Raw genomic sequence first — 26954 nt, forward strand, 5'->3', positions numbered from 1 at the left:
CCTGTGCCGATCCTGCCGGCGGCGCGCGGATGCTCGTCCGCGCCCGTTGGCATATCGCTGGTCGTCCTCGTCAGCGCTGGTCCTCGTCAGCGCTGGGCGAACTGCGACTCGGTCGATTGAACCGTCGTCGGGCTGAGCGTGATGCCGGAGTTGACGATCTGCTGACCGTAGATGTCGGTCACCCGGACGGTGAACGGGCCCGCACCCAGGCCGTTCGGCGCGAGGAAGTAGTTGTACTGTTCGCGCGGCAGTCTCTGCCAGGTCCCATTGACACTGATCTCGAGCGAGACCACCGGGTTGCGGTGGTTGCGCGGTTGGATGGCCAGCCAGTAGGCGGATGATCCTTCCTTGATCCGGTACTGCAGATTGCCGATGTTCGTCGGGCTGATCAGCTGCCATGAGATCGTGACCCGCCCGGCCACCGGGTCGGCGATGGCGGCGAACGCCTCCGGGCTGAAGTCGATGTCACCCGGCTTGCACTCGGGGCAGCGGTCGACGATTTTCACCACGACGGTGCCGCGGGGGCCGGTGGCGCGGATGTAGCCGCCGCACATCCGCGCGTTTTCGTAGTCGGCCTCGTTGAGAGCCGCATACGCGTGGGATGCCTCCAGGCCGGCGCCCTCATAGAGGCAGTTCCCCGTGCCGGCGCCGAGTGTGTAGAACGTGCCATCGCCGGTGTAGGTGACGCCGGGCCTGATCCGGCCGGGAGTCACCGGTGTCGTCGCCTGCCCCGGTGACTGCGTTGCCGGTCGCGTGGCAGCCGCGCTCCCTCCCGGCTTCGCGGTCGGGGTACCGGATCGGGTCGTGGGCGCCGGTGACATCTGGGTTGCCGTGGTCGCCGATGTCGGCGCGGATGACGATGCGGGCTGGGTGCTCGCAGGCGCGGGTCGCGGATCACCGGGTGCAGCCGGGGCCTGCGCAGCCGTCGTGGTGATGGGTACCGGCTGGCCGGTGAGCTCGGTCGGCTGGCAGCTGGTGATGATGCTGAGCACGGCCGCGGTACCGGTGAGCACGGCAACGGCGGAATACCAGTGCAACCGCGCTGGCAGCGATTGTGTTACCCGGCGGTGGCGTGGCATGGATGTGCCGGCAGGTGGTGACTGGGTCAAGACCCCTCCGTGGCCATGGACGGGAAGTACGACGCCCCGTCGCTGCGATCCCCACCCAGCGCCACGAACCATAGCTGGGTGGATTCCGCCCAGTCCATACCGTTTGCGTCACTTTTACCTTAGGAGTTTATCTGTAGCTTTTCTGTTGATTTCCCGTTGGTAAACGATCTCTGATCGGCTTACGCCGGCGGCGAGGTTGCCGGGCTCGCTGGAGTTGTCTGTGTCTGTGTCTGAGCCGGAGCGGGCGTCGGCGTGGGGGATGGCGCCGGCGCAGCGCTGGCGGCCCCAGCCGCGGTGGCGGCGGACGCCGGGGTCGGGGCCGGTGCGGGCGGCGCTGGGGTAGTGCTCGCCGGTGCCGGCGTGGGCGTCGGAGATGGCGCCGGAACAGGCGTCGCGGTCGGAGCGGGTGTGCCCGCCGGAGTGGTCGTGGCCGTTGGCGCAGGCGCGGCCGTTGGCGCAGGTGGCGGCGTGCCCTGTGTCTGCTGACTGTTCAGGCGTTGGGCAATGCTTGTCAGTCGGGTCCGCGCTTCATCGTGGACCTGGGCAGGCGTGGCGCTCCCGAGCCGGTCGAGGAAGGGCGTCAGCGCTCCGGGGCCGGTGACGCTGGCGGGGATCAGGGCGCCAAGCGCGTCGGCGGTGGCCGGTTCGACCTGGCCCAACTGGGCGTAGTCGGCGAGGCGGGCGTGCAGTCGCGCCGGGGTGGTGGCCCAGCCGGCGAAGTCTGCGGCGTTCAGACCGCCGACATCGAAGGTGGTGGGCGGCGCGGCCGCGCAGCCGGCGGCGTCCAGCTCCGGAGTGAGCGTGACGGTGAGGGCGCCGTCCGCACCGGCCTCGCCGATGGCTGTTCCGTCGAAGCGGGCGAGTTGTCGCGGGGTGACCGCGCCGGGGGCGTCGGCGGTGACGACCGTACGGACACTCGTGATCGTCCATCCGTGGCTGTCGGACAGCGTCGCGTTGACGGCGGCGGTGACCGGAGCTGTGACCGGGGTGGTGGTCGTCGCGGTGAGGACTCCGGCGATGTCGAGGGCTTCGTAACCGGGAACGCCGTCGTCGAGGTTGGTCGGCGTCGCGGTCAGCGTGGCGGTCCCGACGGTGATCACAGGGCAGGCCGTCGACGGCGTCGGCATCGGCGTTCCGGCCGCTTGTGGTTGTGAGGTGACCGTGATGGTCGGTACGGGTGTAGGCCCACCGCCCGGCGCGGGTGTGCCAGCCGTGGCTGATGTAGGCAGCGCGATCACTCCGCTGTCGCTGTAACCGGTCGTCCAGGCCAGGACCGCCCGGACGTAGTCGTCCGACGGGTTGTACGCGAATACCGCCGCCCACAGCTGCGTCGGGTCGGTCAGGTTGCGGTTGTACGCACACAGATAGCCCGCGGTGGCGAGGGCCGCGTCATCGATGTTGTTCGGGTTGCGCTGGCCGTCGTCGTTTCCGTCGCGGCCCGATCCCTGCCAGGTCGAGGGGATGAACTGCATGGGTCCGACGGCACGGTCGAAGAACGTGTCACCGTCCCAGTTACCACCGTCGGTGTCCAGGATCAGGGCGCGTCCGTCGTTGCCGTCGAGGGGCAGTCCGATGATCGACGGTGTGATCGTGCCGTCGGCGCTGATGGAACGGCCGGCGGCGTGGCCGGATTCGACCTTGCCGATCCCGGCCAGCAGCGGCCAGGCCAGTTGGCAGCCGGGCCGCTCGCGCGCGGTCCGCTGCGCCGCCTTCTGATATGCCGCGAGGACCCGGTCCGGTATCCCCTTGTCGCCAGTACCGAGTGTCACGACCACACCGGTTCCGGTGGCTGCCGCCACGGCCAGGCTCTGCGTGCTCGGCGTGGGGCCATCGCCACCCGAGGTGCCGGAACCGCCCGAGGCGGCAAGCCTCGGCATCGGGAAACTCCCGCCGTCGGCCGGCGGTCGTGCCGGCCCGGGGGGTGGGCCTGCGTTGGAATTCGCCTGCGATGTGGCTGCGGAGCCGTTGATGAGAAGAAGCGTTGCGACCGCGACCACCGGCATTGTGAATACCTGTGCCCGCCGCGGTACCGATCGATCTTGACTTTGCGGGTCGAGTGCGGTAACAGCGACGGCATGCCGCCGATTCAGCCAGACCCTTATCGGGTCCCGGCGGTGCTTGCTCACGGCGGGTCTTCACCTCATCGTATGGCCGGGTTCTCCGAGCGGCTCGCGCCGGCGCCCGCGGATGGCACGGGTCGGAGCGATGCGAATCCAGCTGCACTCTGCCACACTGGGTGGCCGTCAACCGCGGCAACGGTGTCTTATCTCGGCGTTGGTGCCAACTTTTGGGCTGGCGACTTTCGCCGGCCAAGCTTCGTTTCAGTCTCGGCAACTTGTTGTGTATTGATTGATTGACAGTAGACTTTTCTCAAGGTGAATCGGCGACGGCCGACCCCAACGGCCGGTCCGGGTGCGCGGCCGTTGGGGCACACGGCCGTCCGGGCGGGTTTCGTGCCGATCCCGCCCGCACGGAACCTTCGGCGTGCGGTGGTGTCATCGGAGTCCGCATGTGGATGATGGTTGTGCCTGATGCGGAAAAGCTCGACTCCACGACGCTCGGTGTGCCATGCTGCGCAGCGTGAATCTACCTGTACCGGACATGGGCGCTGCTCTCTTGTCCGGGTAGCGCCCCGGCCGTCTTCTGATCTTAACCATGGGCGCATCGCAGTGCCCATGGTGACGCGTCTTCGGTGTTCCGCTTGTGTTGGTGCTGTTTGCTGCGCGTTCATTCGGGCGTGCAGGTCACCCGCGTCTTCTTTTCGGGTTGTGCTGTTGTCCGGTGCTGCCTGTCGAGCGTGGGGCCGTGCAGGTTCTCGCCATCGTATCTTTGGAGTTTATTCATGCGTGGCCGGCTTTCTGCTGCTCGTTTCCTGCGGGTGTCTCGTCGGGTGTTTCGGCGGGTGTCACGTCGGGGGTTTCGGCGGGTGTCACGTCGGGGGTTGGCGGTCATCTCGTTCGGGTTGGTGCCCGTGTTGGTGGTGACCGCGCTGACGGTGCTGCGGATGGCCGGGGCAGGTCGGACAGACCTGTCCCGCCGATGAACCCGTTCCATAACGTGGCGTTGCCGCAGCGCTAGTTGTTCAGCAGGGGCCTCCGACGAAACCCCAGATCAGTGGCATGGTCATCTGGATCGGAATGTTTGAAGTAATGATCAGATTGGAAGTTAGGGGCCGCCTATAGTCTGAATTCTGACACGTCGGATACCGATGATCGATACTCTTGGCTCCTGTTGAGTAGTTACGCTCGAGCCTGTCAATGTATTCTTTCCGGACCCTTGACTGCGGTAGGTTTTTACCTAGATCGAAGAGTCCGTATACTTATTTTCTACTTAGAGCGCCCGGCAATAGGGGCGTGGATCAAGGAGCGGGGCTGGGGCGCGTAGATCGCGAGGCGGCGGAGGGAGTCACCCTGGTTGTGGGTGTCGACCGACGACAACGACGCGAGGTGCGTGCCCCGGCCCCGCGATGCTGCGTCCCCTATTGCCGGTCGCTCTTAGTCCGATCCCCGCTGGGATGATGCCTAGTTTCTAATTCGTAACAGCGAAGACGGCCCCAGTCCTGATGCGCGTCGTGTCAGAACGCCGACATTCGAAAGCTGGCAAGGGCGGACGGTCCAGCCGCACGGATCGAGGAGCCTCAGGGGAGGAACTTTGACAGAGATCGCACTACTGTCATCTCGGGAGAGCGATGTACTCGCGCACTTCGCCCGCGGATTTACCTACTCGCAAATCGGCAGACGACTCGGCATCGCCGTTTCGACGGTGGACACATACATGCGACGGGTGCGAGCGAAAACAGGCGCCGCCAACACCGCGGAACTGGTTCGGCTTGGCCTGCAGATTGACTGGCCCAGAAGCTGACCGGCTGTCAATTCACGGTGCGATCGGTTACCGGACGCAAGGAGAGGCCCCGGAGCGCAGTGCCCCGGGGCCTCTCCTTCATGGACTGACCGCCGCGGCGGTTCGGTCGCGGGCGGCGATCGCGGCGCGGGTACCAGTGAAACCGCTGTGATCCGCGTCGATGGCGCGTCGTTGATATGCTGAATCGACGGTAAACCACACGCCGACCACGTTCGTTCGGGCCTTGCAGGTGATGTCCGCGAGTGCGGCAGAGAGCTGGGCTGGGCTCGGCGGCGCCGTGAAGGCGGGATCTCCGGCGGCGGCGAGCGGATCAGTATAGTGGTACCCCGACTCGCTCATGCAGGCCGACCAGGCGGCGAAAACGGCTCTGACCCGGCTGTCTGCTTCGGACTCCTCGAAGGAGCGAAGCTGCGCGATGTTACCCTTGCGCAGGTCGGCTGTTGCCGGTACGGACTGGTTGAGTGTCCGGTCAGTCTCAGCGATGCACCCGCCCGCCGGTACGGCCAGCCCGTTAACCACCGACCGTCCCTGGCCAGACAGCACGGTCTCGCCGTCGGCGCCGATGTTCGGCTTGTCCGGTGCAAGCTGCCGCGCCGGGTCTCGCGGGCCGAGCCCGTACCCGGCGGTCCTGGCCAGTTCGGCGTCCGTGATTCCGTACCGCCGGTCGGTCAGACTGATCGGGCCGTAGTCGCGCGCGGGTACCTGCTTGACGTCGTAGGCGATGCCGAACCGGGCCATGCACCGCTGGATCAGTACCAGGTTGGCCTCGGCGAGGCGGTCGTTCTGTTCCCGGGTGGGTAGATAGTCCTCCACCGGCAACCGCAGCGCAGCACTCTCCAGCAACCGTGGCACCATGCCGATGACCGGCTCGGTTGGTGCGGTGCCGGCTGTCGAGGCTGAGCAGCCGGCGAGTACCAGGACCACGGCAAGCACGGTGCCGGCTCCGGCGTACCGGTGATTCAAGGCCATGATTCGTCTCCGGAATGATGGCGGGGATCGGGCGGCTGTGGTGTGCCGGTGGCGGCGGTACGATCGCTGTGATCGTCGTTCCGTTCAATATCGGTGAACGGAACGACGATCACCATGGACCGAACGATCAGCAGGAGCTCGACGAGTAGTATGCCGACGAGATCGTGTTCTTGAACGTCGCTGACGCGTTTCCGCTGTAGCCCGCGGGCAGACAGCCGTGTGAACCGGTGTAGTTCGCGTTGGTGAACACGTGCCACCAGAAGGTGTCCCGGTTCCTGTAGGACTCGGTGTTGTCGTTGGCCGCGATGCTGGTTCCAGGGAACACGTCGTTGGCGAAGTTCGAGTCAGAGACGTACAGGTCGAACACGTAGCCGCTCTGGTTCTGCAGGTAGTAGAGGCCGAACTCGCCCGACTCCAGCACCCCGTTCTTGCCGGTGGCCGCGTTGGCCGGGGCTGCCACCCCCAGTCCGACGCCGACGCAGGCTGCGACCGTAGCCAGCGCGATGAACGCTCGCTTAATACTCATTGTCCTCTCCCTCCAAAATTGTCCGGTTGGACATGGTTCATCATTCGACCGGCCGGAGGGCGGGGGTAGTCACGAGGTTTCGTTTCTTGACTTATTATGACGGATCTGTTAAGTGGTATTAACTGATCACTGGCTGCCGCGGGGGATCGTCACCGCCACCTCGAGGCCGCCTTCGTCGCGGGCGACCGCGTTCACCGTGCCACCATGCGCCTGCGCGACCGATCGCACAATCGACAGTCCCAGGCCGGTGCCCCGAGCCGAATGCACGCGGTTCGCCGCACGCTGGAACGGCTCGAACAGCTCGGGCACGCTCGCCGGGGTGATGACCGGGCCGCTGTTGACCACGGCGAGCCGGGCGTCGCCGTCGACCGGGCCGGCCGCGACCCGCAACCAGCCGTCGGTGACGTTGTGTCGGATGGCGTTCTGCAGCAGGTTCTGCACGAGTCGGTCGAGCAGGATGCGGTCGCCGTTGACGACAACCGGGCGTGCCTCGGCGGTGACCTGCAGTCGCAGCCGATTGGCCTCCGGCCGCACGAGGGTCAGCACGCCGTCGACGACCTCGGCGAGGTCAACCGGCCGCGGGTCCGCGATGCCGTGCTCGGCCCGGGCCAGGGCCAGCAGTCCGTCCACCAGCCGCTCGTGGCGGGCATTGACCTCCAGCAGGGTCTCGCCGAGGCGGATCAGTTCGGGCGGGGCATCGGGTCGGCCCATCGCCACCTCGAGCAGGGTCTGATTGATCGCCAACGGTGTCTTGAGCTCGTGCGAGGCGTTGCCGACGAACTGCCGTTGCGCTGCGAAGGTTGCGTCGAGGCGGGACAGCATGGCGTTGATCGCGGAACCCAATTCCCACCACTCGTCCCGGGCTCCGGCCAAGGCGACCCGTTCGTGCAGGTTGCGATCCACGACACGGCGGGCGGTGGCGGTGATCTGACGCAACGGACGCAGCATCGCACCAGCGACGAACCAGCCTGCGACCAGGCCGGCGGCGGTCAGCCCGGCCACGATGATCAACCCGCGACCCACCAGCGGAGCCAGGGTCTGCGAGCGCAGCCGTTCCCGGATGGTCTGCTCCGCGAGCACTTGGCGGGCCTTGGACTGCGCGGCCTGCTCTTCGGAACTCGCCGTCGCCTGTACCGCGACGGAGACGTCGATCGGCTGCTGCGCGATGGCCTGGTCGGCCACCAGGCAGGCGACGAGCAGAGTCAACCCGCCCACGACCAGTCCCAGGCAGCCGAAGAGCAGGGCCAACCGCGCGCGGACGGACAGCCTGGTCATGGCAGCCGGTACCCCGCTCCGGTGACGGTCTCCACCAGTGGCGGCTCGCCGAGTTTGCGTCGCAGTGTCATGACGGTCACCCGGACGACGTTGGTGAGCGGATCGATGTTCTCGTCCCAGACCTTCTCCAGGAGCTGCTCGGCGCTCACCACCGTCCCGTCGGCGAGAAGAAGTTCCTGAAGCACCCCGAACTCCTTGCGGGATAAGGAGACGAAGCGACCGTCCCGGGTCACCTGCCGGCGCGCCGGGTCCATTTCGACACCCGCCCGGCGCAGCACCGGGGGCGCGGCGGGCCGCGCCCGTCGGGCCAGGGCGCGTACCCGGGCGACGAATTCCGGGAACGCGAACGGTTTCGGCAGGTAGTCGTCGGCGCCGAGGGACAGGCCGGCGACCCGGTCACTGACCTCGCCGGCCGCGGTGAGCATCAGCACCCGGGTGGCCGCGTCCGACCCGACGAGGCTGCGGCACACGTCATCGCCGTGCACGATCGGTAGGTCCCGGTCGAGCACCAGGACGTCATAGTCGTTGACACCCAATCGTTCCAGGGCTTCGGCGCCGTCGTAGACGACGTCGACCGCGATCGCCTCCCGGCGCAGACCCTCGGCGATGGCGTCCGCCAGCAATCCCTCGTCCTCGGCGACCAGTACCCGCATCGACGCTCCCTTCCCGACCGGTCCGCAGCCCTCCTGCGAGGGTGAACGAACACGCATAAAAACCGTGTAAGCGTCATCGCTAACCGTGAGTTTATGGCCGACCGAATTCAATCCCTGTCGTGACGTATACGGGAAAGCCAGCCGCGGGTTGGCGTGTTTCGCTGATTGGCCCGGTGGCCGCGGTTGTACTGGCGGCCGTGGCCTTGTTGTCCGGCTGCGCGGGTGGGGGCGAACCACCGCACGTGGCGTCCGTCTCAGCGGTCTCGCCCTCAGCCACCCCGGGCAGCGCCGACCGCGGCAGCGAGATCAAGCGGTATCGCGACTGCCTGCTGAGCAACGGTGTCACGCTGCTCGACCAGCCGACCGCCGAGGACATGCCGCAGATCGACAAGCAACGCACAAACCTCAACGTACTCGCCACCGCCGGGGAGAGGTGCCGTCCGTACCTGCCGGCGGCCGTCGACGCCACAAGGCCCGATCAGCAGGCGGTCGAGGCCCAGCGCCGGCTCGCCGAGTGCCTGCGGGGACACGGCGTGCCCGAATATCCCGACCCCGACCCGGTGACCGGCGACCCGCGCGTCAGCGACCAGTTGGCCGTGCGGCTCAAGGACGACCCGAGCCTGGCGTCGGCCCTGCGGACCTGCCAGCAGCAGGTCGGGCCCGCCGCCAGCGGGGGCACGGTCGGCGGATGACGATGCGCACTGGCCTCGTCATCGGCGCGGTGGTGGCCGCGTTGGCCCTCACCGCCGGTGTGGTGACCGTACAGATCGCGCAGCGCCCCTCGTCGGCGGCCGCGGTCGGCTCGCCGTCGGCACCGGCGGTCACGGCCGAGATCACCCGCACGACTCTCGTGCAGACCGCCTTCGTGGACGGAACACTCAGCTACGGTCCGACCCAACCGGTCGAGTCCAAGGCGGCCGGCACGCTCACCTGGCTGCCCACTGCCGGGGACACGGTGGAGCGGGGCCGTGCCCTACTGCGCGCCGATGAGCAGCCGGTCGTCCTGCTTTACGGTGACCTGCCCATGTATCGCCAGCTCGTGCCTGACACGGTCGGCAACGACGTCAAGCAGCTCGAGACCAACCTGCGCGCACTCGGGTATACCGGCTTCACCGTCGACCAGCGGTACACGACCGAGACGGCGGCGGCGGTCAAGCGCTGGCAGAAGGACCTGGGTCGGCCGGAGACCGGCACGGTGGACACCGCCGACGTCATCTACCTACCAGGACCGGTCCGGATCGCCAGCCGGGTGGCCCGGCCCGGCGCGGCCGCGACCGGCCAGGTGCTCACCTGGACTGGCACGACCAAGATGGTGACCGCCCAGGTCCCGACGCAGGACACGACATGGGCGGTCAAGGGCGCCATCGTGGACGTCCTGCCGTCGGCCGGCGTAACCGTGCCGGGCGTTGTCGCTGACGTCGGCACCCAGGCGAGCACCCCGTCCGGCGACGGCGATGCGAACGCCCCGGCGGGCGGCAGCGCCCAGCAGACCACCCTGACGGTCACCGTCACCATCGCGGACCAGGCCGCGGTCAAGGGGCTGGACCAAGCGCCGGTGAAGGTGCGGCACGTTCTGGAGCAGCGGGAGAACGTGCTGACGGTACCGGTCACCGCGCTGCTCGCGCCGATCGAGGGAGGGTACGCGCTGGAGATCGTCGACGGCGACCGGAGCAGGCTGGTATCGGTGCGGACCGGCTTGTTCGCGGACGGCCGGGTCGAGGTCAGCGGCGCCGGCATCGGTGCCGGCATGAAGGTGAAGGTGCCGGCATGAACCCACCCGCGGTGGTTCGGATGCAGGGTGTGTCCAAGGTGTACGCCGGCGGTGTCGCCGCCCTCCGGGACGTCGACCTGACCATCCACAGTGGCGAGATGGTGGCCGTCGTCGGCCGGTCCGGTTCCGGGAAATCCACGATGCTCCACATCATGGGGACCCTTGACCGGCCCTCCACCGGCAGTGTGTACCTGGACGGACACGACGTGGCGAAGCTGCCCGACCGCCGACTGGCCGCGCTGCGGGCGCACCGCATCGGCTTCGTCTTCCAGAACTTCCACCTCGCCGACGGCGTGTCGTGCCTGGACAACGTGGCCGACGGACTGCTCTACGCCGGCGTCCCGATTCGCGAACGCCGCCGACGTGCCGAAGCGGCGCTGCATCGCGTCGGGCTTGGCCACCGGCTCCGGCACCGGCCGCACGAACTCTCCGGCGGCGAGCGGCAACGGGTCGCCATCGCCCGCGCCGTGGTCGGTGTCCCCATGCTGCTACTGACCGACGAGCCGACCGGCAACCTGGACACCCGCTCAGGTGCCGCCGTGCTGGACATCCTGCACGAGCTTCACGCGGCCGGTACCACCGTCGTGATCATTACCCACGACCGGGACATCGCCGACCGGTTGCCGCGCCAGGTGCGCCTTCTCGACGGGCGGGTGGTCTGATGGCCGACGCCCTGCCACGCGCCGCACGGCTCGGCCTGGACGACACGCTCCGGGTCGGTTCCGCCGGCCTGCGTTCCCGCCCGCTGCGGGTGGGGCTCGCGACGCTGGGCATCTCGCTCGGGATCGCGGCCCTGGTCGCGGTCCTCGGCGTCTCGTCATCCAGCCGCGCCGATCTGGACCGGCAACTGGACCAGCTTGGCACGAATCTGCTCACCGTCTCACCCGGCCAGACCGTGTTGGGGGGAAGAGCAACGCTACCGACCGAGTCGATGCAGATGGCGGCCCGGATAGCCCCGGTGTACTCGGTGTCCGCGACCGGGCGCGCCAACGCCTCGGTCTACCGCAACGACCACATCGATGTGGGCAACACCGGCTCCATGGCGGTGCTGGCCGTCCAGCCGGGACTGCTGGGCACGGTCGGCGGTGGCGTCGCTGAGGGACGCTGGCTCAACCGCGCGACCTCGACCTTCCCCGGTGTCGTCCTCGGCGCCCGGGCCGCCCAGAAACTCGCGGTCCACCTGCCCGGAACGCGGGTTTGGCTGGGTGGCCGGTGGTTCAGCGTGGTCGGCGTGCTCGGACCCATCCCGCTCGCCCCCGAACTGGACAACGCCGCACTGGTCGGATGGACCGCCGCCGAGACGTACCTCGGCTTCGACGGTCACCCCACGACGCTGTACACCCGATCGGCGGCGCCCGAGGTGGAGGCCGTCCGTTCGGTGTTGCCGGCGACCGTGAACCCGCAGAGTCCGTATGAGGTTCGGGTCTCCCGCCCGTCGGATGCGCTCGCCGCGCAGCGTGCCACCCACCGTTCGCTCGACGGCCTCCTGCTCGGGCTCGGCGCGGTCGCCCTCGTGGTCGGCGGGGTCGGCGTGGCCAACACCATGGTCATTTCGGTGCTGGAGCGGCGCGGCGAGATCGGCCTGCGTCGCGCCCTCGGCGCCACCCGGGGACACATCCGCCTGCAGTTCCTCATGGAATCGCTGCTGCTGGCTGGTCTCGGGGGCGTCGGCGGTGTGATCCTAGGCGTGCTCACCACAGGCGGATACGCAGCGACCCAACACTGGCCGGTGGTCATTCCGCTGGTCGCCTGGTTGGGCGGCGTGGTTGTCACACTGCCGGTCGGCATGATCGCAGGCCTCTATCCCGCCATCCGCGCCGCCCGCCTCACCCCGGTCGCAGCCCTGACCGCGCCGTGACAGGAGGGCGGGTTCAAACGCTTGGAGCCGCCGATGAATTTCCTTGCTGCCCGCGCAGGCCCTCGATCACGCCACCGGCTACCTGCTCGCCGCTACGGGTGTCGACACCCGGACGGATCGACGGCGTCCCCCCACGGCTGACCGTCGAGGCCGGCCCGCTCGGCCGGCACGACCCGATCTGGACGACCGTGGCAGCGACTACCCAGTCGCTGCGGAGCCAGTGTACTCTGGCCGGGCATCGTACACAGCCTGTGCGCTGCTCACTTCCGTCACGTGATCTTCGCACCAGGTCCGTACCGCCTGTAGCGGTCGCAACAACGTTTGGCCCAACGGTGTGAGCGAGTAGGTTACCCGCGGGGGAGCGTCAGCGTACACAGTCCGGACGGCCAGGCCATCGCGTTCCAGAGTCCGCAGCGTCTGTACCAGCATCTTGCGGCTGACTCCGCCGACAGCTCTTTGGATCTCGGAGAACCGGGCGCCCCCGTCGCCCAGCAGGTTCACCACCAGGATCACCCATTTGTCGCCCACGGTGTTGAGTAGCGCACGCGGGGGGCAGCCGGAGCTGAACGCATCCACCGCCAGAGGCGCAGGCGCGGCGGACCCGGAGGCGGACATGTCTTCAAGCTTACCGCGTTGGACCTTGACCGAATGTTGGTCTCTAATGGAGACTACGTCTATAGTGAAGACCGACTGGTGCGACGCGGAAGAGCGCGCATCGACGAACATCAGGAGTGCCATATATGAGCGCGGTTGCCGTCGCTTACCACTCTGGCTTCGGCCACACCAAGGTCCTCGCGGAAGCGGTCCAGGACGGCGTCATCCAGGTTTCCGGTGCGACGGCCTCCCTCATCGCCGTCGCTGACATCACAGACGAGCAGTGGGCCCAGCTCGACGCCGCCGACGCCATCGTCTTCGGGGCACCTACCTACATGGGCACGGCGAGCGCGGCGTTCCACGCATTCGCGGAGGCCACCAGCAAGCGGTGGTTCGCCTACGCATGGAAGGACAAGATCGCCGCTGGGTTCACCATGTCGGGGTCCATGGCCGGAGACAAGACCTCGACGCTCGCCTACTTCCAGACCCTCGCCGCTCAGCACAACATGCTGTGGGTGAACCCGGATCTGCACGGCGGATGGAACGGCGCCGAGGGCAAGGAGGACGAGCTGAACCGCCTCGGCTTTTTCTCGGGTGTCGGTGGCCAGTGCGTGGGAACCCTCCCGCCGGAGGCTGTACACAAGTCCGACATCCTTACTGCCCAACGGTACGGCCGGCGAGTCACCGAGCTCGCGGACGTGTACCTCGCAGGCCGTAAAGCTCTCGCGGCGTGATGATCCAATCCGGATCGGCTCGACGTCCGACTGTGTAGATCTGTCCTTGTACAGTTATAATACGGACGTTAGTATGACCTGGAGCGACACGGCGTCCGGTGGAAATTTTCCACAACGATTCCAGCGACTGCCAGTCTCCAGCACGAACACGGCTTGAGGAAATATCCCGGCGAGGCGACCGTGGTAACGATCGAGAACACGCCAGTTCGTCCGGCTTGGAGAACCCGGTTTTTCTCGTGGTTCTGATTCTCCCGTGACCACGGTTGGCTTCCTGGTAACCTGCGGGTGGATCCGTGCCCTGGCACTACGGGATGAGCAGTATTATTTCTCTTCACCGGCGTGTCTCCTCACCGACGAGCAGGTACGGCTTCGGTGAGCGCGATGACGTCGAACACACGATAGTGGCGGGCGGCGGTGAGGTCGCGGGTCGATCCGGACAGGCCCTCGGAGGCATCAGATTGAGCCGCCCATAAAAAGTCAGCCCGTTCCTCGATGTTGACGCCGTGGTGCCGGTTCTCGCCGGAGCGGGAGCGACGACCGTGGGCGTGGACACCGGTGGAGCGCAGGACGACACTGTCGAAGATTGCAGAGGTGTCGCGGAGGTTCAACCGGCGTCCACGGTGTCGCGGTCGGGATCCGTCCTCGCTCGGCGAGCCGTTCCGTGGATGTCGCGGTTGCGCAGATGTGCCAGTACGAGTACGGCCTGGTCGTGAGGGCAGGCTTCCGCTGCGTCCGGAACCGTTCCCACTGGACCTGGAGCAGGTCGGAGAGGAGAGGGTCAGGCTCGACTCGGACGGTGGACGACGCCGGGCAGGTTGGCAATGGAGTCCCTGGCCGGGGAACAGGTATCCTGTGCCTCACCGAGGAATTCTCACTTTCTCGCGGCTGGATCGGTGGTATCCGATCAAGAGCCGGGTGATTCTGTCAACGGCTGAAACTCCGCGGGTATTCGTCAAAACTAGACGGAAAGAGCCCAGCGATGGTGAGGTTCGATATGACGGTCGAACGGGGACGAATCCGAGTCGAGCCGAGCGGCAAGCGGGTCAGGGTCTACCTGGGCGGCCGGGTGGTGGCCGACAGCAGTCACCCGCTACTGGTGTGGGAGTCGCCGCGCTATCCGACCTACTACTTCCCGGCCGACGATGTCGCCCAGGATCTGCTGGTGGCGGACGGGGACATCGTGCACTCGCCGAGCCGCGGGGACGCCCGGACGTTCACCGTCACGGTCGGCTCGACACAGGCGCCGGGTGCCGCGCTGCGCTATGACGAGTCGCCGATCGACGAGCTGCGCGACCACTTCCGTTTCGACTGGGATGCCATGGACTCCTGGTTCGAGGAGGACGAAGAGGTCTTCGTGCACGTGCGCGACCCGTATGCCCGGATCGACGTGCTGGCGAGTTCACGGCACGTGCGGGTTGAGGTCGACGGTGTCACGATCGCCGAGTCGAGCAGCCCCCGACTGCTGTTCGAGACCGGGTTGCCGGTGCGTTGTTATCTGCCCAAGCCACATGTCCGGATGGATCTGCTGCAGTCGACCGATACGGTAACCCGATGCCCTTACAAGGGGGTCGCCGAGTACTGGTCGGTACGGACTGGGGATCGGGTCTACCGGGATTGTGCCTGGTCGTACCGGATGCCGTTGCCGGAGAGTCAGAAGATCGCAGGTCTGGTTGCATTCTACAAGGTCGACATCTACGTCGACGGCGTCCTGCAGGATCGCTGACGTCAGCACATGGCCACGGGCCATCCCTCTTGACGGGAGCAGTTCGTGACTACGCGCTGGCCGGGACGTCGGACCCAGCAGCTGATCACCGCCGCACCCGGGCCAGGCGGGATCGTCCTCGGTGCCGTCCGCCCCTGCCGACTCGGATTCGGATGAGCCCGAGGAGATGCGGATGAAGGCGGCGGGGACTCGGCGGCGTCCGTTGGGTCGGCGGCCCCGACAAGGTCGTGCCGCGCTACCCGCGGGACTGATACGGGTGGGACGTGGCCGGCTCCGATGAGGTGGGGGTAGCCCGGTCGCACTGGTGTATGGCGGTGGTGCCTCTGCATGATCTGTATCGGATTTGTCGCGCGTCGGAACTCCTGGCACAGGGGCGGGTTCAAACGGTCGTAGCGACGACGGTCAGCGTTGGATGATATCCATTTCTCCCGGCGCGAGGCTGTCGACGGCAACGGCTGTCGGCGTGGCTGCGGCATCCGATGGCTGTTCCTTCGCAGCCAGTATTCGCTTCATTATGTAACGACCTTGCCAGGTGCCGCCTAAATATGCGCCCCAAACCGGGATGCCGAGTATGAATGGGGCGCTTGCAACAAGGGGAGGTATGTAAACGGACAGGATTCCTATCAGGAAGGCCGCAGCGGAGGCCACTGGGAAGGTGAGGAGCACGAATACCCAGAATCGGCGAGTCTGATGCAGGTAGTATTTCGCCAGGTTCTCGGCTGTTGCCGCGACGGCCGGGTCCGGATGCCGCAGGCGACGCTTTGTCAGCTTCCTGACTTCAGCTCTGGTGCGCTTGGGTATTTCGTGCCATGCTTTGACCACCGCTCGTTGCTCGGCCTTTGTCATGGGCTGGCTCGAGGGTTTCCGCGGCTGCTCTGTCGCGGATCGATGATTGCGCACGGTTGATCGTAGCGATGATGGCGCGGGGATACGATGGTTTGGTGCGGGGTCTCAGGCGGTCGGTGCAGGATCACCGGCGGCGTCCTGCTCGGCGAGCCAGGCTTGCTGGCGGTCGAAGTGCGCGCGATCGCGGGCGACGAAAACGCCTTTAGCGGTGGCGAGCTCCGCGTTCGTGGACGCCAACCGCAGCTCGCCGACCACATACAGACGCTGGCCCTCACGCCTGTCCAGCCAGGACGATGCCAGCAGGTCACGCCCGATCGGAACGGGGCGGATGAATTTGATCTCAAGCGTCGCCGTGACCGCGAGTGTCCCCAGCTGGACGGGGAGGTGACCGAGCACTTCGTCCATGATCCCCGCCGTCCAGCCGCCATGGGCGACGTTCGGACCGCCTTCATGCTCCGGCGAACAGGTCACGTGCGCCCGCAACACCCCGTCGTCGAACTGCTCGCGGAGCATCCCCAGGTGGCACTGTCCCGTGCGGGAACAGGCGCCACACAGCGCCACCGCACCGCCGGCCCTCGGTGGCACCTGGAAGTCCGAGCCTGTCCAGCGCGGTCCGTTGTCACTCATCCGACGAGCGCCACCCCTCCTGGCCGCATGGTGCTCTCCACACGCTCGCCGCGGTTGCGGGCATGCCCCGATATCAGTATAAACATATAACGATTATCAACAGTCTCATCGCAACCTGGAGTGCGGCATCCAGGTTAGAGCAACATGGCCCGTGACCTCACCGAATGCATTGCCAGCCAGTGAGTAGCCAGACAGTGACAGGAGTCACCGATGTGGGGCTTTCAGACGGATCCCGATTACCAGAAGCTGCTCGACTGGGCGGACGAGTTCGTCCGCACGGAAGTTGAGCCCGTCGATCGGTTGGTCCGCCAGCCGTACGACCTCGCCGACCCGGTCCGTGCCGCACTCATCCCACCGCTGCAGGAGAAGGTCCGTGCGCAGGGGCTGTGGGCCTGTCACCTCGGCCCGGAACTCGGTGGCCCCGGATACGGCCAGCTGAAACTCGCCCTGCTCAACGAGATCCTCGGCCGGTCGCGCTGCGCTCCGAGCGTTTTCGGCTGCCAGGCACCGGACTCGGGTAACAGCGAGATCCTCGCGCACTTCGGCACGGATGAGCACAAGGCGACCTATCTCGCGCCGTTGCTGCGTAATGAGATCGTCTCGTGTTTCTCCATGACCGAGCCGCAGGGTGGCGCCGATCCGAAGGTCTTCAAGACCCGGGCGGTACTGGACGGCGACGAATGGGTGATCAACGGGGAGAAGTGGTTCTCCTCGAACGCCCGTTTCGCCTCCTTCCTGATTGTCGTCGCGGTGACCGACCCGGATGCCTCCCCTTATCGGCAGCAGTCGATGTTCATCGTCCCCACCGACACGCCCGGCATCCGGTTCATCCGGCACGTCGAGCTCATCGACGAGGAGGTCGGTCAGGGCACCGAAGGCTACATCGCGTACGAGAACGTGCGGGTGCCCCGCGCCAATCTGCTCGGTGCGCAGGGCGGTGGTTTCGAGGTCGCACAGGTCCGCCTCGGCGGCGGCCGTATCCACCACGCGATGCGCACCGTAGGCCTGGTGAAGTGGGCCTTCGAGATGATGTGCGAGCGGGTGCTGTCCCGATTCACCCAGGGCGAGATCCTCGCGCGCAAGCAGTTGGTGCAGGAGGCCATCGCCGACACGTGGATTCAGATCGAGCAGTTCCGGCTGCTGGTTCTGCGGACCGCCTGGCTGATCGACGAACGTCAGGACTACCGCCAGGTCCGCGGTGACATCGCGGCCATAAAAGCAGCCATGCCGAAGGTCATGCTCGACGTCACATCCCGGGCCCTGCAGCTGCACGGCTCGTTGGGCCTGACCAAGGAGATGCCCTTCTTCGACATGCTCGTCGCCGGTTACACCGTCGGCCTCGCCGACGGTCCGACCGAGGTGCACAAGGTCACCCTCGCCCGTGAGGTACTCAAACAATACAAACCGACCGACGGGCTCTTCCCGACCAACCACCTGATCGCCCTTGAAGAACAGGCTCGGGCACGCTACGCCGACGTGCTGGCCGACCTGTGACCGGGGAGCAACCGGCTGCTGCTGCTGCCGCCGCCGCCGCACCTGTCACCCCGGCCACGTCCGCAGTGGATGGTGGGCTCGTGCTCTGCAACGTCTCGGTGGCGTCGCTGAGCTTTCGCGATGTCGTCACCGCCGCCTCGGCAGCGGGCTTCGACGCCATCTCGATCCTGGGCCGTTCGCTGCGCCGGGCCCGCACCCGGGAGGGGCTGTCCGACTCCGACATCAGAGCCATGTTGGACGACAATGGCCTTGCCGTCACCGAGATAGAGGCGGTCGGTGACTGGCTCATGCCACCCCCGGTCGATCAGCCCGCGTTCATGAACCAGGTTCTCACCGAGGCCGAATATCTTCAGGCGGGACGTTCGCTGGGGGCGAAGACGCTGGTGGCGACGCATTTCGGCGATCCGGTCGAGCTGGACCAGGCCGCCGAGAAGTTCGCGGGCCTGTGCGACCGCGCCGCCGACCACGGGCTCAACGTCGCGCTGGAAGCGGTGGCCTGGGCGACGATCGGCGACATCGGGACGGCATGGGAGATCGCGCGCCGTGCCGACCGGCCCAACGCCGGAGTGCTCGTGGACGCCTGGCACCACAATCGGGGACCCGGCGCCGGGAACGCGGAGATGCTGCGCCGTGTCCCCGGTGACCGGGTGTTCGCGGTGCAGCTCAGCGATGCCGCGGCAACGCCGGTGGGCCCCCCGCTTGAGGACGTCCGGCACCGGTTGCTGCCCGGCGAGGGCAGTCTGGACCTGACCGGGCTCGTCGGCATTCTCGACGACGCCGGGGTGCGGGCACCGATCGGAGTCGAAGTCCTCAGTGCCGAGATCCTCGCGCAGGGTCCGGCCGGCGCCGGGCGGATTCTGATGGACGCGCTCCGCGCTACGCTCGACCGCGCGCGATCGGCCGTGACGGAGTCGAGCGGCACGGAGTCGAGCGCGCCGGGGAGATAGACCGCGACGGTCAGGGGCCGTCCAGCCGATCGTCGATCATGCTGGACAGCCCCTGACCGAGGGCACCTGAGCGGAGAATCTCGGTGTTCGCCCGGTCGCTCTCAGACCCTAGTCGCTGGATGGAAGCGGCTTGGCCTCCTTGAGCAGCAGGGGGGTCAGCCCATCGGCGACGGTGCCCGCTCCGGCCTTGGTGACGAGGAGCTCGATCTCAGTGGCCTCGTCGGTGTACCGCTTGCCCAGCAGGGCACCGCCGGAAAGCTCCGGCTTGAGGTCAAGCCCTTCGGCGGGCGTCTCCTTGGATGCGATCATCGGATGACCACCGCAGGTCAGGTCGATCTCGCTGGACCCGGGCCGGACCACAATCACTTCCGTGGAGCAGACCTGGCTCCGCAGCCGCAAACCTGTCTTGAGCCGCATGGTGTGCTCACGTCCTTTCGTATGTCGTGGCAGCGCCGATCTCGGCAATCAGCTGACGGCGCAGAAGCTTGCCGGTGGGCGTGTAGGGAAGGTCGTCGCGAAAGATGACCTCGTCGGGTGTACGGGAGCCGCGAAGTCTGGCCCGGACCCAGGCGCGCAGGTCATCGGGTTCCGGTGCCGCGTGCGCCTCCGGCACGACGACCGCGGTCAGGCGCTCGCCCCACTCGATGTCGGGCAGACCGATGACGGCGACTTCCTTGACCGCGGGGTGGTGGATCAGCACGTCCTCGATCTCGGCCGGCGCGATGTTCTCGCCCCCGCGGATGATCGTGTCGTCTGACCTGCCCTCGATGAACAGGTAACCGTCGGCGTCGAGGCAGGCCCGATCCCTGGTGGGGAACCAGCCGTCGGCGTCGAGGACGGAGCCCAGCCCCAGGTACTCCCCGGAGATCTGACTGCCTCGCACCCACAGCTCGCCGATCTCGCCGGGGCGGGCGACCGCTCCGGTGGAGTCGCGGATCTCGCCTTCCACCCCGGGGACGAACCGGCCCGCGGAGGCCAACCTGGCCTGAACCGCCGGGTCGGCCGACGCGAGCGCCGCGCGGTGGTCCTCCGGACCGAGGATCGCGATCGTCGAGCTCGTCTCGGTGAGTCCGTAGGCGTTGACGAAGCCGGTACCCGGAAATGCCACGAGCGCTTTCTCCAGGACCGGACGGGGCATCCGGGCGCCGCCGTAGGCGATCGCTCGCAGCGTCGGCGTCGGTGCCTGGGCGCCAGCAAGCTGCTCGACGATGCGGGCCAGCATCGTCGGTACGACCATGGCGCTGGTCACCTCCTCCTCGGCCACCAGGCGCAGCCATGCGTCCGCGGTGAAGTTCGGCAGGTAGACGAAGCGGCGGCCGGCATAGAGGTTCGTCAGTACGGTTCCGACACCGGCGATGTGGTACGGCGGGACACTGGTCAGAGACGCCTCGTCCGGTTCGGCGGAACCGAACTCGACCGTCTGTAGGACGTAGGCGACGAGGTTGGAGTGTCGGAGCACGACCGCTTTCGGCTTGGACGTCGTCCCGCTGGTGAAGAGCAGGACCGCCGGTGCGTCATCGTCGACCTCGACCGGCTCGGCGGGTTCCGCGAGTGCAGCGTCCGCCAACCAGTCCTCGCTGCGGTGGATCTTCAAGCCGGTTCTGGCCACAACGCCCTGAAATGCCTCGTCGCAGACGACGACCGGCCCGTGTAACTCGCCCAGCAGCCCGTCCAGCTGGTCTTCGCTGAGCCGGTAGTTCAGCGGGACGAACGGCATCCCGGCCGAAGCCGCGGCGAACAGCACGGCGGGGAAGGCGGCGCTGTTGCCACCGAGGTACGCGACTCGCTCGGCACCGGAGGAGCGCAGCAGCGTGGCTCCACCGGCTGACACCCGGAGCAGGTGCTCGAACGTGATGCCGTCGCCACGCCGCCCCAGCGCCACCCGGTCACCGAAGGCCATCGCGGCCATGTCGAGCAACATCCCGATACTCATAGATCCCGCCCTAAATCATCGCTTCAAATAAGCTCTCGCATTGTAATTTAGGGATCAATCCACGTGCATTGGTTGCTGACTGATCATTCGGCGATCTCATTCTCGATCTTCGTAGCTCCCTGGTTGATCCCCGGCGTTCCCCGTCGTCCTCCGGCTGGCGTCTCGTCCGGCCGGGTCGCTTGCCCGGTCGGGTCGATCGGCGAGGCGAGCAGCGATGCGGTCGGTAGGGCCTGTCCAGCGGATCTTCGATCGCATCGACGGACATCCGCTGGACGAACTCTAGCGTATGATCAGGACTACTAGTATGCTAATTAGACGAAATGGCTCGTAGGGTCGCGAGGCTCGTAGGGTCGCGAAGATGGATGCGGGGAGACTCCGATGACAGTGCTCGACTTCGGCCTGTTCGACTGCGACACGCACTGCTACGAGACCAGGGACGCCTTCACGAAGTACCTGCCGGCGCAGTGGTCCGAGTACGCGGTTCGGCCGATCAAATTCGAGGGCGGCCTTGAGAAGATCATGGCTGCGGACCGGGTCGCGACCTTCAACTCGGAACAGGGACTCGGCTTCGACCTGGCCTACCGGCCGGGATCCCTCAAGGAGATGTTGCGCCAGATGGCGTCCGGTAACCCGGACGAGACCTACGAGCCGGAGCCGATGCGCCCGGAGTACCACGACCGTGACGTGCGCCTGCAGTTGATGGACACCCAGGGGGTGGACAGGGCCGTCGTCTTCCCGTCCGCGATGGCTCTGTCGGTCGAGAACTACGTGAAGCACGTGCCCGCCGCCTACGCCAACGTGCACGCCTTCAACCTGTGGTTCGAGGAGACCTGGGGCTTCGCGTACAAGGACCGCATCTACGGCCCGGCTCTGCTGTCCCTGCGCGACCTCGATCTCGCTGTAACCGAGCTGGACGACCTCCTCGCGCGCGGGGTCCGGGTTGTGCTGCTGCCGACAGGGCCCGTCAACGGCCGTTCGCCCGGCGACCCCTACTTCGACCCGATCTGGGCCCGGCTCAACGAGGCCGGCGTGACCGTCGCCTTCCACATCATGGAGAACTGGTACAACGAGCACATCGCGCCCGCCTGGGGCCACGAGGCATTCCCCGCGGCCTGGCACATGTCGGCGTGGCAGTGGAACAACCTCTACGGCGAGCGGCCCATCGAGGACACCCTCTCGGCGCTCATCTATGACAACGTCTTCGGGCGGTTCCCCAACCTGATGGTGCTCGTCGCCGAGTTCGGCGCCTCCTGGGTGCCGCATTTCATCGAGCACATGGACAAGAGCCGGGGGATGGGCCGCAACGGCCCGTGGATCGGCGGTCGCCTCACCGAGCGTCCCAGCGCGATCTTCCAGCGTCACATCCGGGTCGCGCCCTACCCGGAGGACAACGTGGCCAAGATCGTTCGTGATCTGCCTGATGTCGACTGCCTGGTCATGGGCTCGGACTTCCCACACGCGGAGGGGTTGGCCGTACCGGCGGACTTCACCGGGCTGCTCACATCGCTGACGCCGGAGCAGCAGCGGAAGATCCTGCGCGGCAACGCTGAAAAGCTCTTCGAGAAGGCGTGATCAAAGCGGCGGGTGATCGTCTGCCCGACGACCCGGATTCGGCAGGTGCGGCTCATGCCGGCCCGGTTTCCAGCGGGCCGGACGCTCCGCCGCAGCCGTACGGGGACACCTTCTCGGGCTCCCGTACCCGCCTGGACAGGCCGCCGCCATGGGCGGATCTTCCCACGCCGACGCGTCAAGGAATTCGGATCGATACCGTCCGGCGTGCCTTCAGACACCGCGATACCCTGCCGCCCGCCCCGCAGCGGCTGGGTATTCGGGCCGCGGCGGTCCTGCTTGTCCTGTTCGAGGAGGCGGACGACGTTCGGGTCATCATGATCGAACGCTCCGGCACGGTCAGCACGCACCGGGGGGAAATCGCCTTCCCCGGTGGTGTCTGCGACGCGGGCGAGACACCCGGCCAGACCGCGCTGCGGGAGGCGTGGGAGGAGATCGGGCTCGCCGGGGCGAATGTTGAACTGATCGGTGAGCTGGGCTGGCAGAACGCCGAGCTGACGAAGTTCCAGATCACCCCGATGGTGGGTACGGTCGCGGCCCGACCGCTCCTTCGGATCAACCACAGCGAGGTCCAGGATGTCTTCGACGTCGCGCTCACCGGGCTGATGGCCGACGGCGTGTACCGGGAGGAGCTGTGGGCCGGTCCGGATGGCAGGTTCATGGTCCCGTTCTTCGACCTCCCGCAGGGCAGCGCCTGGGGGGTGACGGCATCGATACTCCTTGAGCTCCTCGCCATCGTGATCGGTGACGTCCACGGCGACCGTCCGTGGCCTCCGGTACGGATCGTGCCTCGACCCGGGCCGTGACCCGGGCCGAGGCACGCCGCCGGTAGTGGTTCGCGTGCCCGGGGCCCGCCCTACGCGGGGAGATCGGCGCCTGTGACGATCCTGGCGTCCTTGAGTGCCGCGATGGCGTCTGCCTCATAACCGAGTTCGGTCAGCAGCGTTTCGGTCTGCTCGCCGAGCACGCAGCTACGGCCGATCCGCCCGGGCGTTTCCGACAGCGCCGCCGGCAGGCCGTGCACCCGGATCCGGCCGAACAGCGGGTGGTCCACCTCGGCGACCAGGCCGGTCGCCAGCATGGTCTCGTCCGTGCAGGTGAACCCGGAAAGGCCACCCTCGAAGACGGTCACGCAGGCGAGCCCCTCGGGAACGAACAGGTCCTCCCATGCCTGAGCGGTGTCGGTGAGGAGGACGTCTTCCAGGATCGAGGTCAGGTCGTCGTCGTTGGACACCCGACGTTCCACCGTGGCGAAGCGGGGGTCCTCCAGCAGTTCCGGACGCTTGATCCCACCGACGAGGATCTCCCATTCCTGCTGCGTCGGGGCGGCGAGGAAGACCCAACCCGACGACGTCCGGTAGAGGCGGTACAGGGCGTTGTACCCGTGTTGTTCGGAGTCCAGGGTGGGCGCGGGCGGCTTGCCCGCGTAGGCGTTGACGTCATCGGAATAGGTGTAGGCATTTCCGTTGATCATGGTGGTGGAGACGAGCTGTCCCTGCCCGGTCCGCTGCCGGTGGGCCAGCGCCAGCATGATGCTGGAGAAGAGCGTGGCCGCGGCGTTGGAGTCACCGTCGGTGAGGCCACGCAGCCTCGGTTGGACGATGGCCTGTATTTCGGTCAGGTCGAAGCTGCTGACGAGATCGGGGTCCATCCAGTAGGCGGCCTGCTTGAACAGGCTCCCGGCCACGGCGCTCGCGGCGTCGGCATAGAGCGGGCGGGTGCTGTACGGCCCGCTGCTGCCATACCCGGTGGCGTGCACGTAGATGAGCTTGGGGTTGGTCTCCCGCAGGGTCGGGTAGTCGATGCCGAGACGTTCGGCCACCCCGGGCCGGAACCCGAGGACGAAGACATCCGCCGTCGCGAGCAGAGCCTTGAGGATCGATTGTCCCTCGTCGGTGGCTACGTCGACGGCGATGCTCTCCTTGCCCGCCATCGTCTTCACGCCACCGGTCTCGCTGACCCCGAAGGAGCTGCGCATCGGGTCGCCCGCTAGACCCTCGATCTTGATCACCCGTGCGCCCATCGCGGCGGCAAGGGCGACCCCGAACGGCATCGCGTAGAAGTAGCCGAACTCGACGATGGTCACCCCCGCCAGGGGGTGGACCGGGGCGGCGCCGGTCGGGGTCGGCGGAGCCGACGGCCCGGTGAGTGGACCGTTGTTGGCGCCGAGCGCGGGTGCGGACCGCTCGATCCGGCACGGCGTCGCTTCGAAGGCCGCGACCGGGCCGACCTGGCGGATCGGGCCGCGTTCCGGATCGTCGATCGTGATCGAGTGTCCATTGTAGATCATTTGCGGATGGTCGAGTGCCTCTTCGCAGGTCGCACCGATCTCGAAGGCGACGTCCACGTCGGCCTCCAGCAGTGGCACCCACTCGGCGAGCGTCCTGCTCCGGACGGTATCGCTGAGCAGATCCTCCCAGCGCTGCGCGTCCTGCGGCGTCTTGAACCGTGGCATGTCCTGGAAGACCGGGTCGGTGATGAGCTGCTCATGGCCCAGCACGCGGGTGAGCGCCTGCGCCTGGTGGGGGAGCTGCGGATTGGCGATGATGAAGCGGCCATCCGTGGTTGCCATGGTGAGGCTGAACCGGCTTGCAGCCAGTGCGCCGCCGCGGGCACTGATGATGACGTGGGGTTCACCGCCGGTGTTCTTCGCGTACTGCCAGTGCATCGTCCCGAAGTAGTCGACCGGGTTGTAACCCTGTACGAGGGTGGCCTCGACGCGCTGTCCGCGTCCGGTCCGTTCGCGGACGATGAGCGCGGCCATGATGCCGCCCAGCGCCATGTGCGCAGCGCCCGTGCTGGCCAGGGGGGCGGCGACGAAGATCGGGCCGGGCCGGAACCCGAACTGTCCCCGGGCGAACGCCCCGGCCTTCGCCGCGACGACGCCTTCATAGCCCTTGAGCCGTGCGTACTTACCCGTGGAACCGAAACCGTTGACCGAGCAGTAGACCAGCGCCGGGTTGGCTGCGTGCAGGGCCTCGTAGCCGAGATCCCAACCCTGCGCGACGCCCGGTTCGAAGCTCTCGATCAGCACGTCGGCATGGCTGGCGAGCTCGCCGACCTCGGCCCGGCCCGCGGGGGTGCGCAGGTCGGCGACCAGGCTCTCCTTGCCCCGGTTCCAGACCAGGAAACCGGACGGTGACTGTGTGCGCAGACGGTCGCCCTGCGGTGGCTCGATCTTGAGCACCCGGGCTCCGTTGTCGGCGAGGATCATCCCCGCCAGGGACCCGGCAACACTGCCGGCGCCCAGCTCGAGCACTGTCAGACCATCGAGAATCATCGATACCGCTTTCCAGGGCCGCGGGTCACACCGGCACGAGAGCCCTGTGAGCCGTCCTGATTCCCGCCGTGGGGGAGGAGGCCGGGCGCTCAGCTGCAGGCGCTCCTAATAGGTAACGAATCTAACAGCTTCTGCAGGTCGGGGACAGACCGCGCATCCGGCGGTTACCGGTCGTCGTCCGCGGTACCGAAGACGAAGTCGCTGATGAGATGGGCAAGCTCGACCGGCCGGTCGCCCTGGACGGAGTGCCCGGCGCCCGCCACGGTCTCGACGCGGGTCGTGGGCTGGCGGCGACGGAACTCGGCCACGTCCTCCTCGGTGACGACGCCGGAGGTCGACCCCAGCACGAGCATCGCCGGTGCCGGCAGCGCTGTGACGTCCTCCCAGAGCGGCTCGAAGTCCAACAGGCCGCCGACCGGGGTCAGCCGGTCGTACCGCCAGGCCCAGCGGCCGTCCGGGAGCGGGTGGGCGTTGTGCAGGATGCCGCGGCGCAGGGAGCTGACCGACCGGGTCGGGTTGTGGCGGACCGTCCGTTCCAGGATCTCCTCGAAGGAGGGGAAGGACTCCGGGCCGTTGACGAACGCCGCGATCGGGGCGCTCTTCGCCAGCGTCACACCCGGTGTCACGTCGACGACCACAAGGCGGCGCACGAGGTGTGGGTGGACGGATGCGAGGCGGATGCCGGTGAGTCCTCCGAGGGACATACCGATCACACCTGCGGCCCGCGGCGCAAGTTCGCTGATGGCGCCGGCGAGGATGTCGGCGTTGCGGACCGGCCAGTAGTCACCGTCGGACCGTTTGCCGGAGTGGCCGTGTCCGGGCAGGTCGAAGGCCACCAGCGGGCGGCCGCCCAGCGCAAGGGCGACGCTGTCCCAGGTGTGGGCGTTCTGCGCCCCACCGTGGAGGAACACCAGCTCGGCGGGTCCGTCACCCCAGACCAGGGCGCTGATCCGTTCGCCGCCGACATCGACGTTCTCCCGCCGTACCAGCGGTGGACCGGCCCAGGCCAGGCCCGCTTCCTGTGCGTTCTCCTCGAAGAACCCGAACTCGTCGTATTCGGGTAGTTGCGCGGCCGCTGTCATGTGGGCCTCCCGGGGTGATCTGTTCCTCGAACGCCCACACGCGGTGACCGGAGGTCGCGAGACCTCCGCGGGCGTTGGCCCATGTATCCGATGTGGTTACAAC

General features: G+C 67.4%; 25 protein-coding genes. 11 read left to right on the plus strand and 14 right to left on the minus strand.

Translation table 11 applies throughout. The features are described 5' to 3' along the window. Positions 1-86 precede the first annotated feature (86 nt). Together U9978_RS00670 and U9978_RS00675 are read right to left on the minus strand one after the other, a co-directional pair. Entirely contained in the window at positions 87-1109 is a 1023-nt protein-coding gene (locus tag U9978_RS00670) for an expansin EXLX1 family cellulose-binding protein (RefSeq protein ID WP_322759045.1), read from the minus strand. 179 nt (positions 1110-1288) lie between these two features. Continuing rightward, the gene (locus U9978_RS00675) at positions 1289-2986 is read right to left on the minus strand and encodes a murein transglycosylase (protein WP_322759046.1); all 1698 of its coding nucleotides are present in this window, start codon (positions 2984-2986) and stop codon (positions 1289-1291) included. A 1774-nt stretch (positions 2987-4760) separates the two neighbouring features. Here U9978_RS00675 and U9978_RS23930 point away from each other — a divergent pair. Further along, positions 4761-4970, plus strand: a complete 210-nt coding sequence (locus U9978_RS23930) for a response regulator transcription factor (protein WP_416210801.1) — start codon at positions 4761-4763, stop codon at positions 4968-4970. 78 nt (positions 4971-5048) lie between these two features. On the opposite strand, the gene U9978_RS00680 is transcribed toward U9978_RS23930, so the two are convergent. The 4 genes from U9978_RS00680 to U9978_RS00695 all read right to left on the minus strand — a co-directional run bounded on the left by U9978_RS00680 (position 5049) and on the right by U9978_RS00695 (position 8393). After that, on the minus strand, positions 5049-5939 hold the full coding sequence (locus U9978_RS00680) for a hypothetical protein (protein WP_322759047.1): 891 nt from the start codon (positions 5937-5939) through the stop codon (positions 5049-5051). 127 nt (positions 5940-6066) lie between these two features. Further along, complete coding sequence (locus U9978_RS00685) at positions 6067-6465, minus strand: peptidase inhibitor family I36 protein (protein WP_322759048.1); 399 nt, start codon at positions 6463-6465, stop codon at positions 6067-6069. A 126-nt stretch (positions 6466-6591) separates the two neighbouring features. Then, entirely contained in the window at positions 6592-7740 is a 1149-nt protein-coding gene (locus tag U9978_RS00690) for a HAMP domain-containing sensor histidine kinase (RefSeq protein ID WP_322759049.1), read from the minus strand. Next, positions 7737-8393, minus strand: coding sequence for a response regulator transcription factor (locus U9978_RS00695; RefSeq protein ID WP_322759050.1), 657 nt, complete (start codon positions 8391-8393; stop codon positions 7737-7739). The genes U9978_RS00690 and U9978_RS00695 overlap by 4 nt, the downstream gene beginning before the upstream one ends. Before the next feature lie 173 nt (positions 8394-8566). On the opposite strand from U9978_RS00695, the gene U9978_RS00700 reads away from it, so the two are divergent. The 4 genes from U9978_RS00700 to U9978_RS00715 are packed head-to-tail and all read left to right on the plus strand — an operon-like array spanning position 8567 to position 12022. Next, positions 8567-9085, plus strand: a complete 519-nt coding sequence (locus tag U9978_RS00700) for a hypothetical protein (protein ID WP_322759051.1) — start codon at positions 8567-8569, stop codon at positions 9083-9085. Beyond that, positions 9082-10164 carry a peptidoglycan-binding domain-containing protein gene (locus U9978_RS00705; RefSeq protein WP_322759052.1) on the plus strand — a complete coding sequence of 361 codons (1083 nt, stop codon included), beginning with the start codon at positions 9082-9084 and terminating at the stop codon, positions 10162-10164. The genes U9978_RS00700 and U9978_RS00705 overlap by 4 nt, the downstream gene beginning before the upstream one ends. After that, positions 10161-10826: an ABC transporter ATP-binding protein gene (locus tag U9978_RS00710; protein WP_322759053.1), complete on the plus strand. Its 666-nt coding sequence runs from the start codon at positions 10161-10163 to the stop codon at positions 10824-10826. The genes U9978_RS00705 and U9978_RS00710 overlap by 4 nt, the downstream gene beginning before the upstream one ends. Then, positions 10826-12022: an ABC transporter permease gene (locus tag U9978_RS00715; RefSeq protein ID WP_322759054.1), complete on the plus strand. Its 1197-nt coding sequence runs from the start codon at positions 10826-10828 to the stop codon at positions 12020-12022. The genes U9978_RS00710 and U9978_RS00715 overlap by 1 nt, the downstream gene beginning before the upstream one ends. Before the next feature lie 198 nt (positions 12023-12220). On the opposite strand, the gene U9978_RS00720 is transcribed toward U9978_RS00715, so the two are convergent. Beyond that, positions 12221-12637 carry a helix-turn-helix domain-containing protein gene (locus U9978_RS00720; RefSeq protein ID WP_322759055.1) on the minus strand — a complete coding sequence of 139 codons (417 nt, stop codon included), beginning with the start codon at positions 12635-12637 and terminating at the stop codon, positions 12221-12223. Positions 12638-12762: 125 nt separating this feature from the next. Here U9978_RS00720 and U9978_RS00725 point away from each other — a divergent pair, with 125 nt between their 5' ends. Then, positions 12763-13350, plus strand: coding sequence for a flavodoxin family protein (locus tag U9978_RS00725; RefSeq protein WP_322759056.1), 588 nt, complete (start codon positions 12763-12765; stop codon positions 13348-13350). Positions 13351-13697: 347 nt separating this feature from the next. Here U9978_RS00725 and U9978_RS00730 read toward each other — a convergent pair whose 3' ends face one another. Then, positions 13698-13958 carry a hypothetical protein gene (locus U9978_RS00730; RefSeq protein ID WP_322759057.1) on the minus strand — a complete coding sequence of 87 codons (261 nt, stop codon included), beginning with the start codon at positions 13956-13958 and terminating at the stop codon, positions 13698-13700. A gap of 386 nt (positions 13959-14344) precedes the next feature. Here U9978_RS00730 and U9978_RS00735 point away from each other — a divergent pair, with 386 nt between their 5' ends. After that, the gene (locus tag U9978_RS00735) at positions 14345-15073 is read left to right on the plus strand and encodes a DUF427 domain-containing protein (protein WP_416210812.1); all 729 of its coding nucleotides are present in this window, start codon (positions 14345-14347) and stop codon (positions 15071-15073) included. Positions 15074-15475: 402 nt separating this feature from the next. On the opposite strand, the gene U9978_RS00740 is transcribed toward U9978_RS00735, so the two are convergent. Together U9978_RS00740 and U9978_RS00745 are read right to left on the minus strand one after the other, a co-directional pair. Further along, positions 15476-15919, minus strand: coding sequence for a hypothetical protein (locus tag U9978_RS00740; protein ID WP_322759059.1), 444 nt, complete (start codon positions 15917-15919; stop codon positions 15476-15478). Between the two features lie 105 nt (positions 15920-16024). Continuing rightward, complete coding sequence (locus U9978_RS00745) at positions 16025-16546, minus strand: PaaI family thioesterase (RefSeq protein ID WP_322759060.1); 522 nt, start codon at positions 16544-16546, stop codon at positions 16025-16027. 210 nt (positions 16547-16756) lie between these two features. On the opposite strand from U9978_RS00745, the gene U9978_RS00750 reads away from it, so the two are divergent. Together U9978_RS00750 and U9978_RS00755 are read left to right on the plus strand one after the other, a co-directional pair. Further along, positions 16757-18040: an acyl-CoA dehydrogenase family protein gene (locus tag U9978_RS00750; RefSeq protein WP_322759061.1), complete on the plus strand. Its 1284-nt coding sequence runs from the start codon at positions 16757-16759 to the stop codon at positions 18038-18040. Then, complete coding sequence (locus U9978_RS00755) at positions 18037-18987, plus strand: sugar phosphate isomerase/epimerase family protein (protein WP_322759062.1); 951 nt, start codon at positions 18037-18039, stop codon at positions 18985-18987. Before U9978_RS00750 ends, U9978_RS00755 begins: the two co-directional genes overlap by 4 nt. A gap of 108 nt (positions 18988-19095) precedes the next feature. On the opposite strand, the gene U9978_RS00760 is transcribed toward U9978_RS00755, so the two are convergent. Together U9978_RS00760 and U9978_RS00765 are read right to left on the minus strand one after the other, a co-directional pair. After that, positions 19096-19404: a hypothetical protein gene (locus tag U9978_RS00760; RefSeq protein WP_322759063.1), complete on the minus strand. Its 309-nt coding sequence runs from the start codon at positions 19402-19404 to the stop codon at positions 19096-19098. 7 nt (positions 19405-19411) lie between these two features. Next, positions 19412-20920 carry a class I adenylate-forming enzyme family protein gene (locus U9978_RS00765; protein ID WP_322759064.1) on the minus strand — a complete coding sequence of 503 codons (1509 nt, stop codon included), beginning with the start codon at positions 20918-20920 and terminating at the stop codon, positions 19412-19414. 378 nt (positions 20921-21298) lie between these two features. On the opposite strand from U9978_RS00765, the gene U9978_RS00770 reads away from it, so the two are divergent. Next, positions 21299-22492, plus strand: coding sequence for an amidohydrolase family protein (locus tag U9978_RS00770; RefSeq protein WP_322759065.1), 1194 nt, complete (start codon positions 21299-21301; stop codon positions 22490-22492). Next, positions 22489-23295: a CoA pyrophosphatase gene (locus U9978_RS00775; RefSeq protein ID WP_322759066.1), complete on the plus strand. Its 807-nt coding sequence runs from the start codon at positions 22489-22491 to the stop codon at positions 23293-23295. The genes U9978_RS00770 and U9978_RS00775 overlap by 4 nt, the downstream gene beginning before the upstream one ends. Positions 23296-23345: 50 nt before the next feature. Here U9978_RS00775 and U9978_RS00780 read toward each other — a convergent pair whose 3' ends face one another. Beyond that, positions 23346-25769 (minus strand): CoA transferase, encoded by a 2424-nt coding sequence (locus tag U9978_RS00780; RefSeq protein WP_322759067.1) that lies wholly within the window; start codon positions 25767-25769, stop codon positions 23346-23348. A gap of 164 nt (positions 25770-25933) precedes the next feature. Further along, the gene (locus tag U9978_RS00785; protein WP_322759068.1) at positions 25934-26851 is read right to left on the minus strand and encodes an alpha/beta hydrolase; all 918 of its coding nucleotides are present in this window, start codon (positions 26849-26851) and stop codon (positions 25934-25936) included. Positions 26852-26954: the final 103 nt, after the last annotated feature.

Origin of the sequence: Protofrankia sp. Cr2, assembly GCF_963555885.1 — a bacterium.
GTDB lineage: Bacteria > Actinomycetota > Actinomycetes > Frankiales > Frankiaceae > Protofrankia.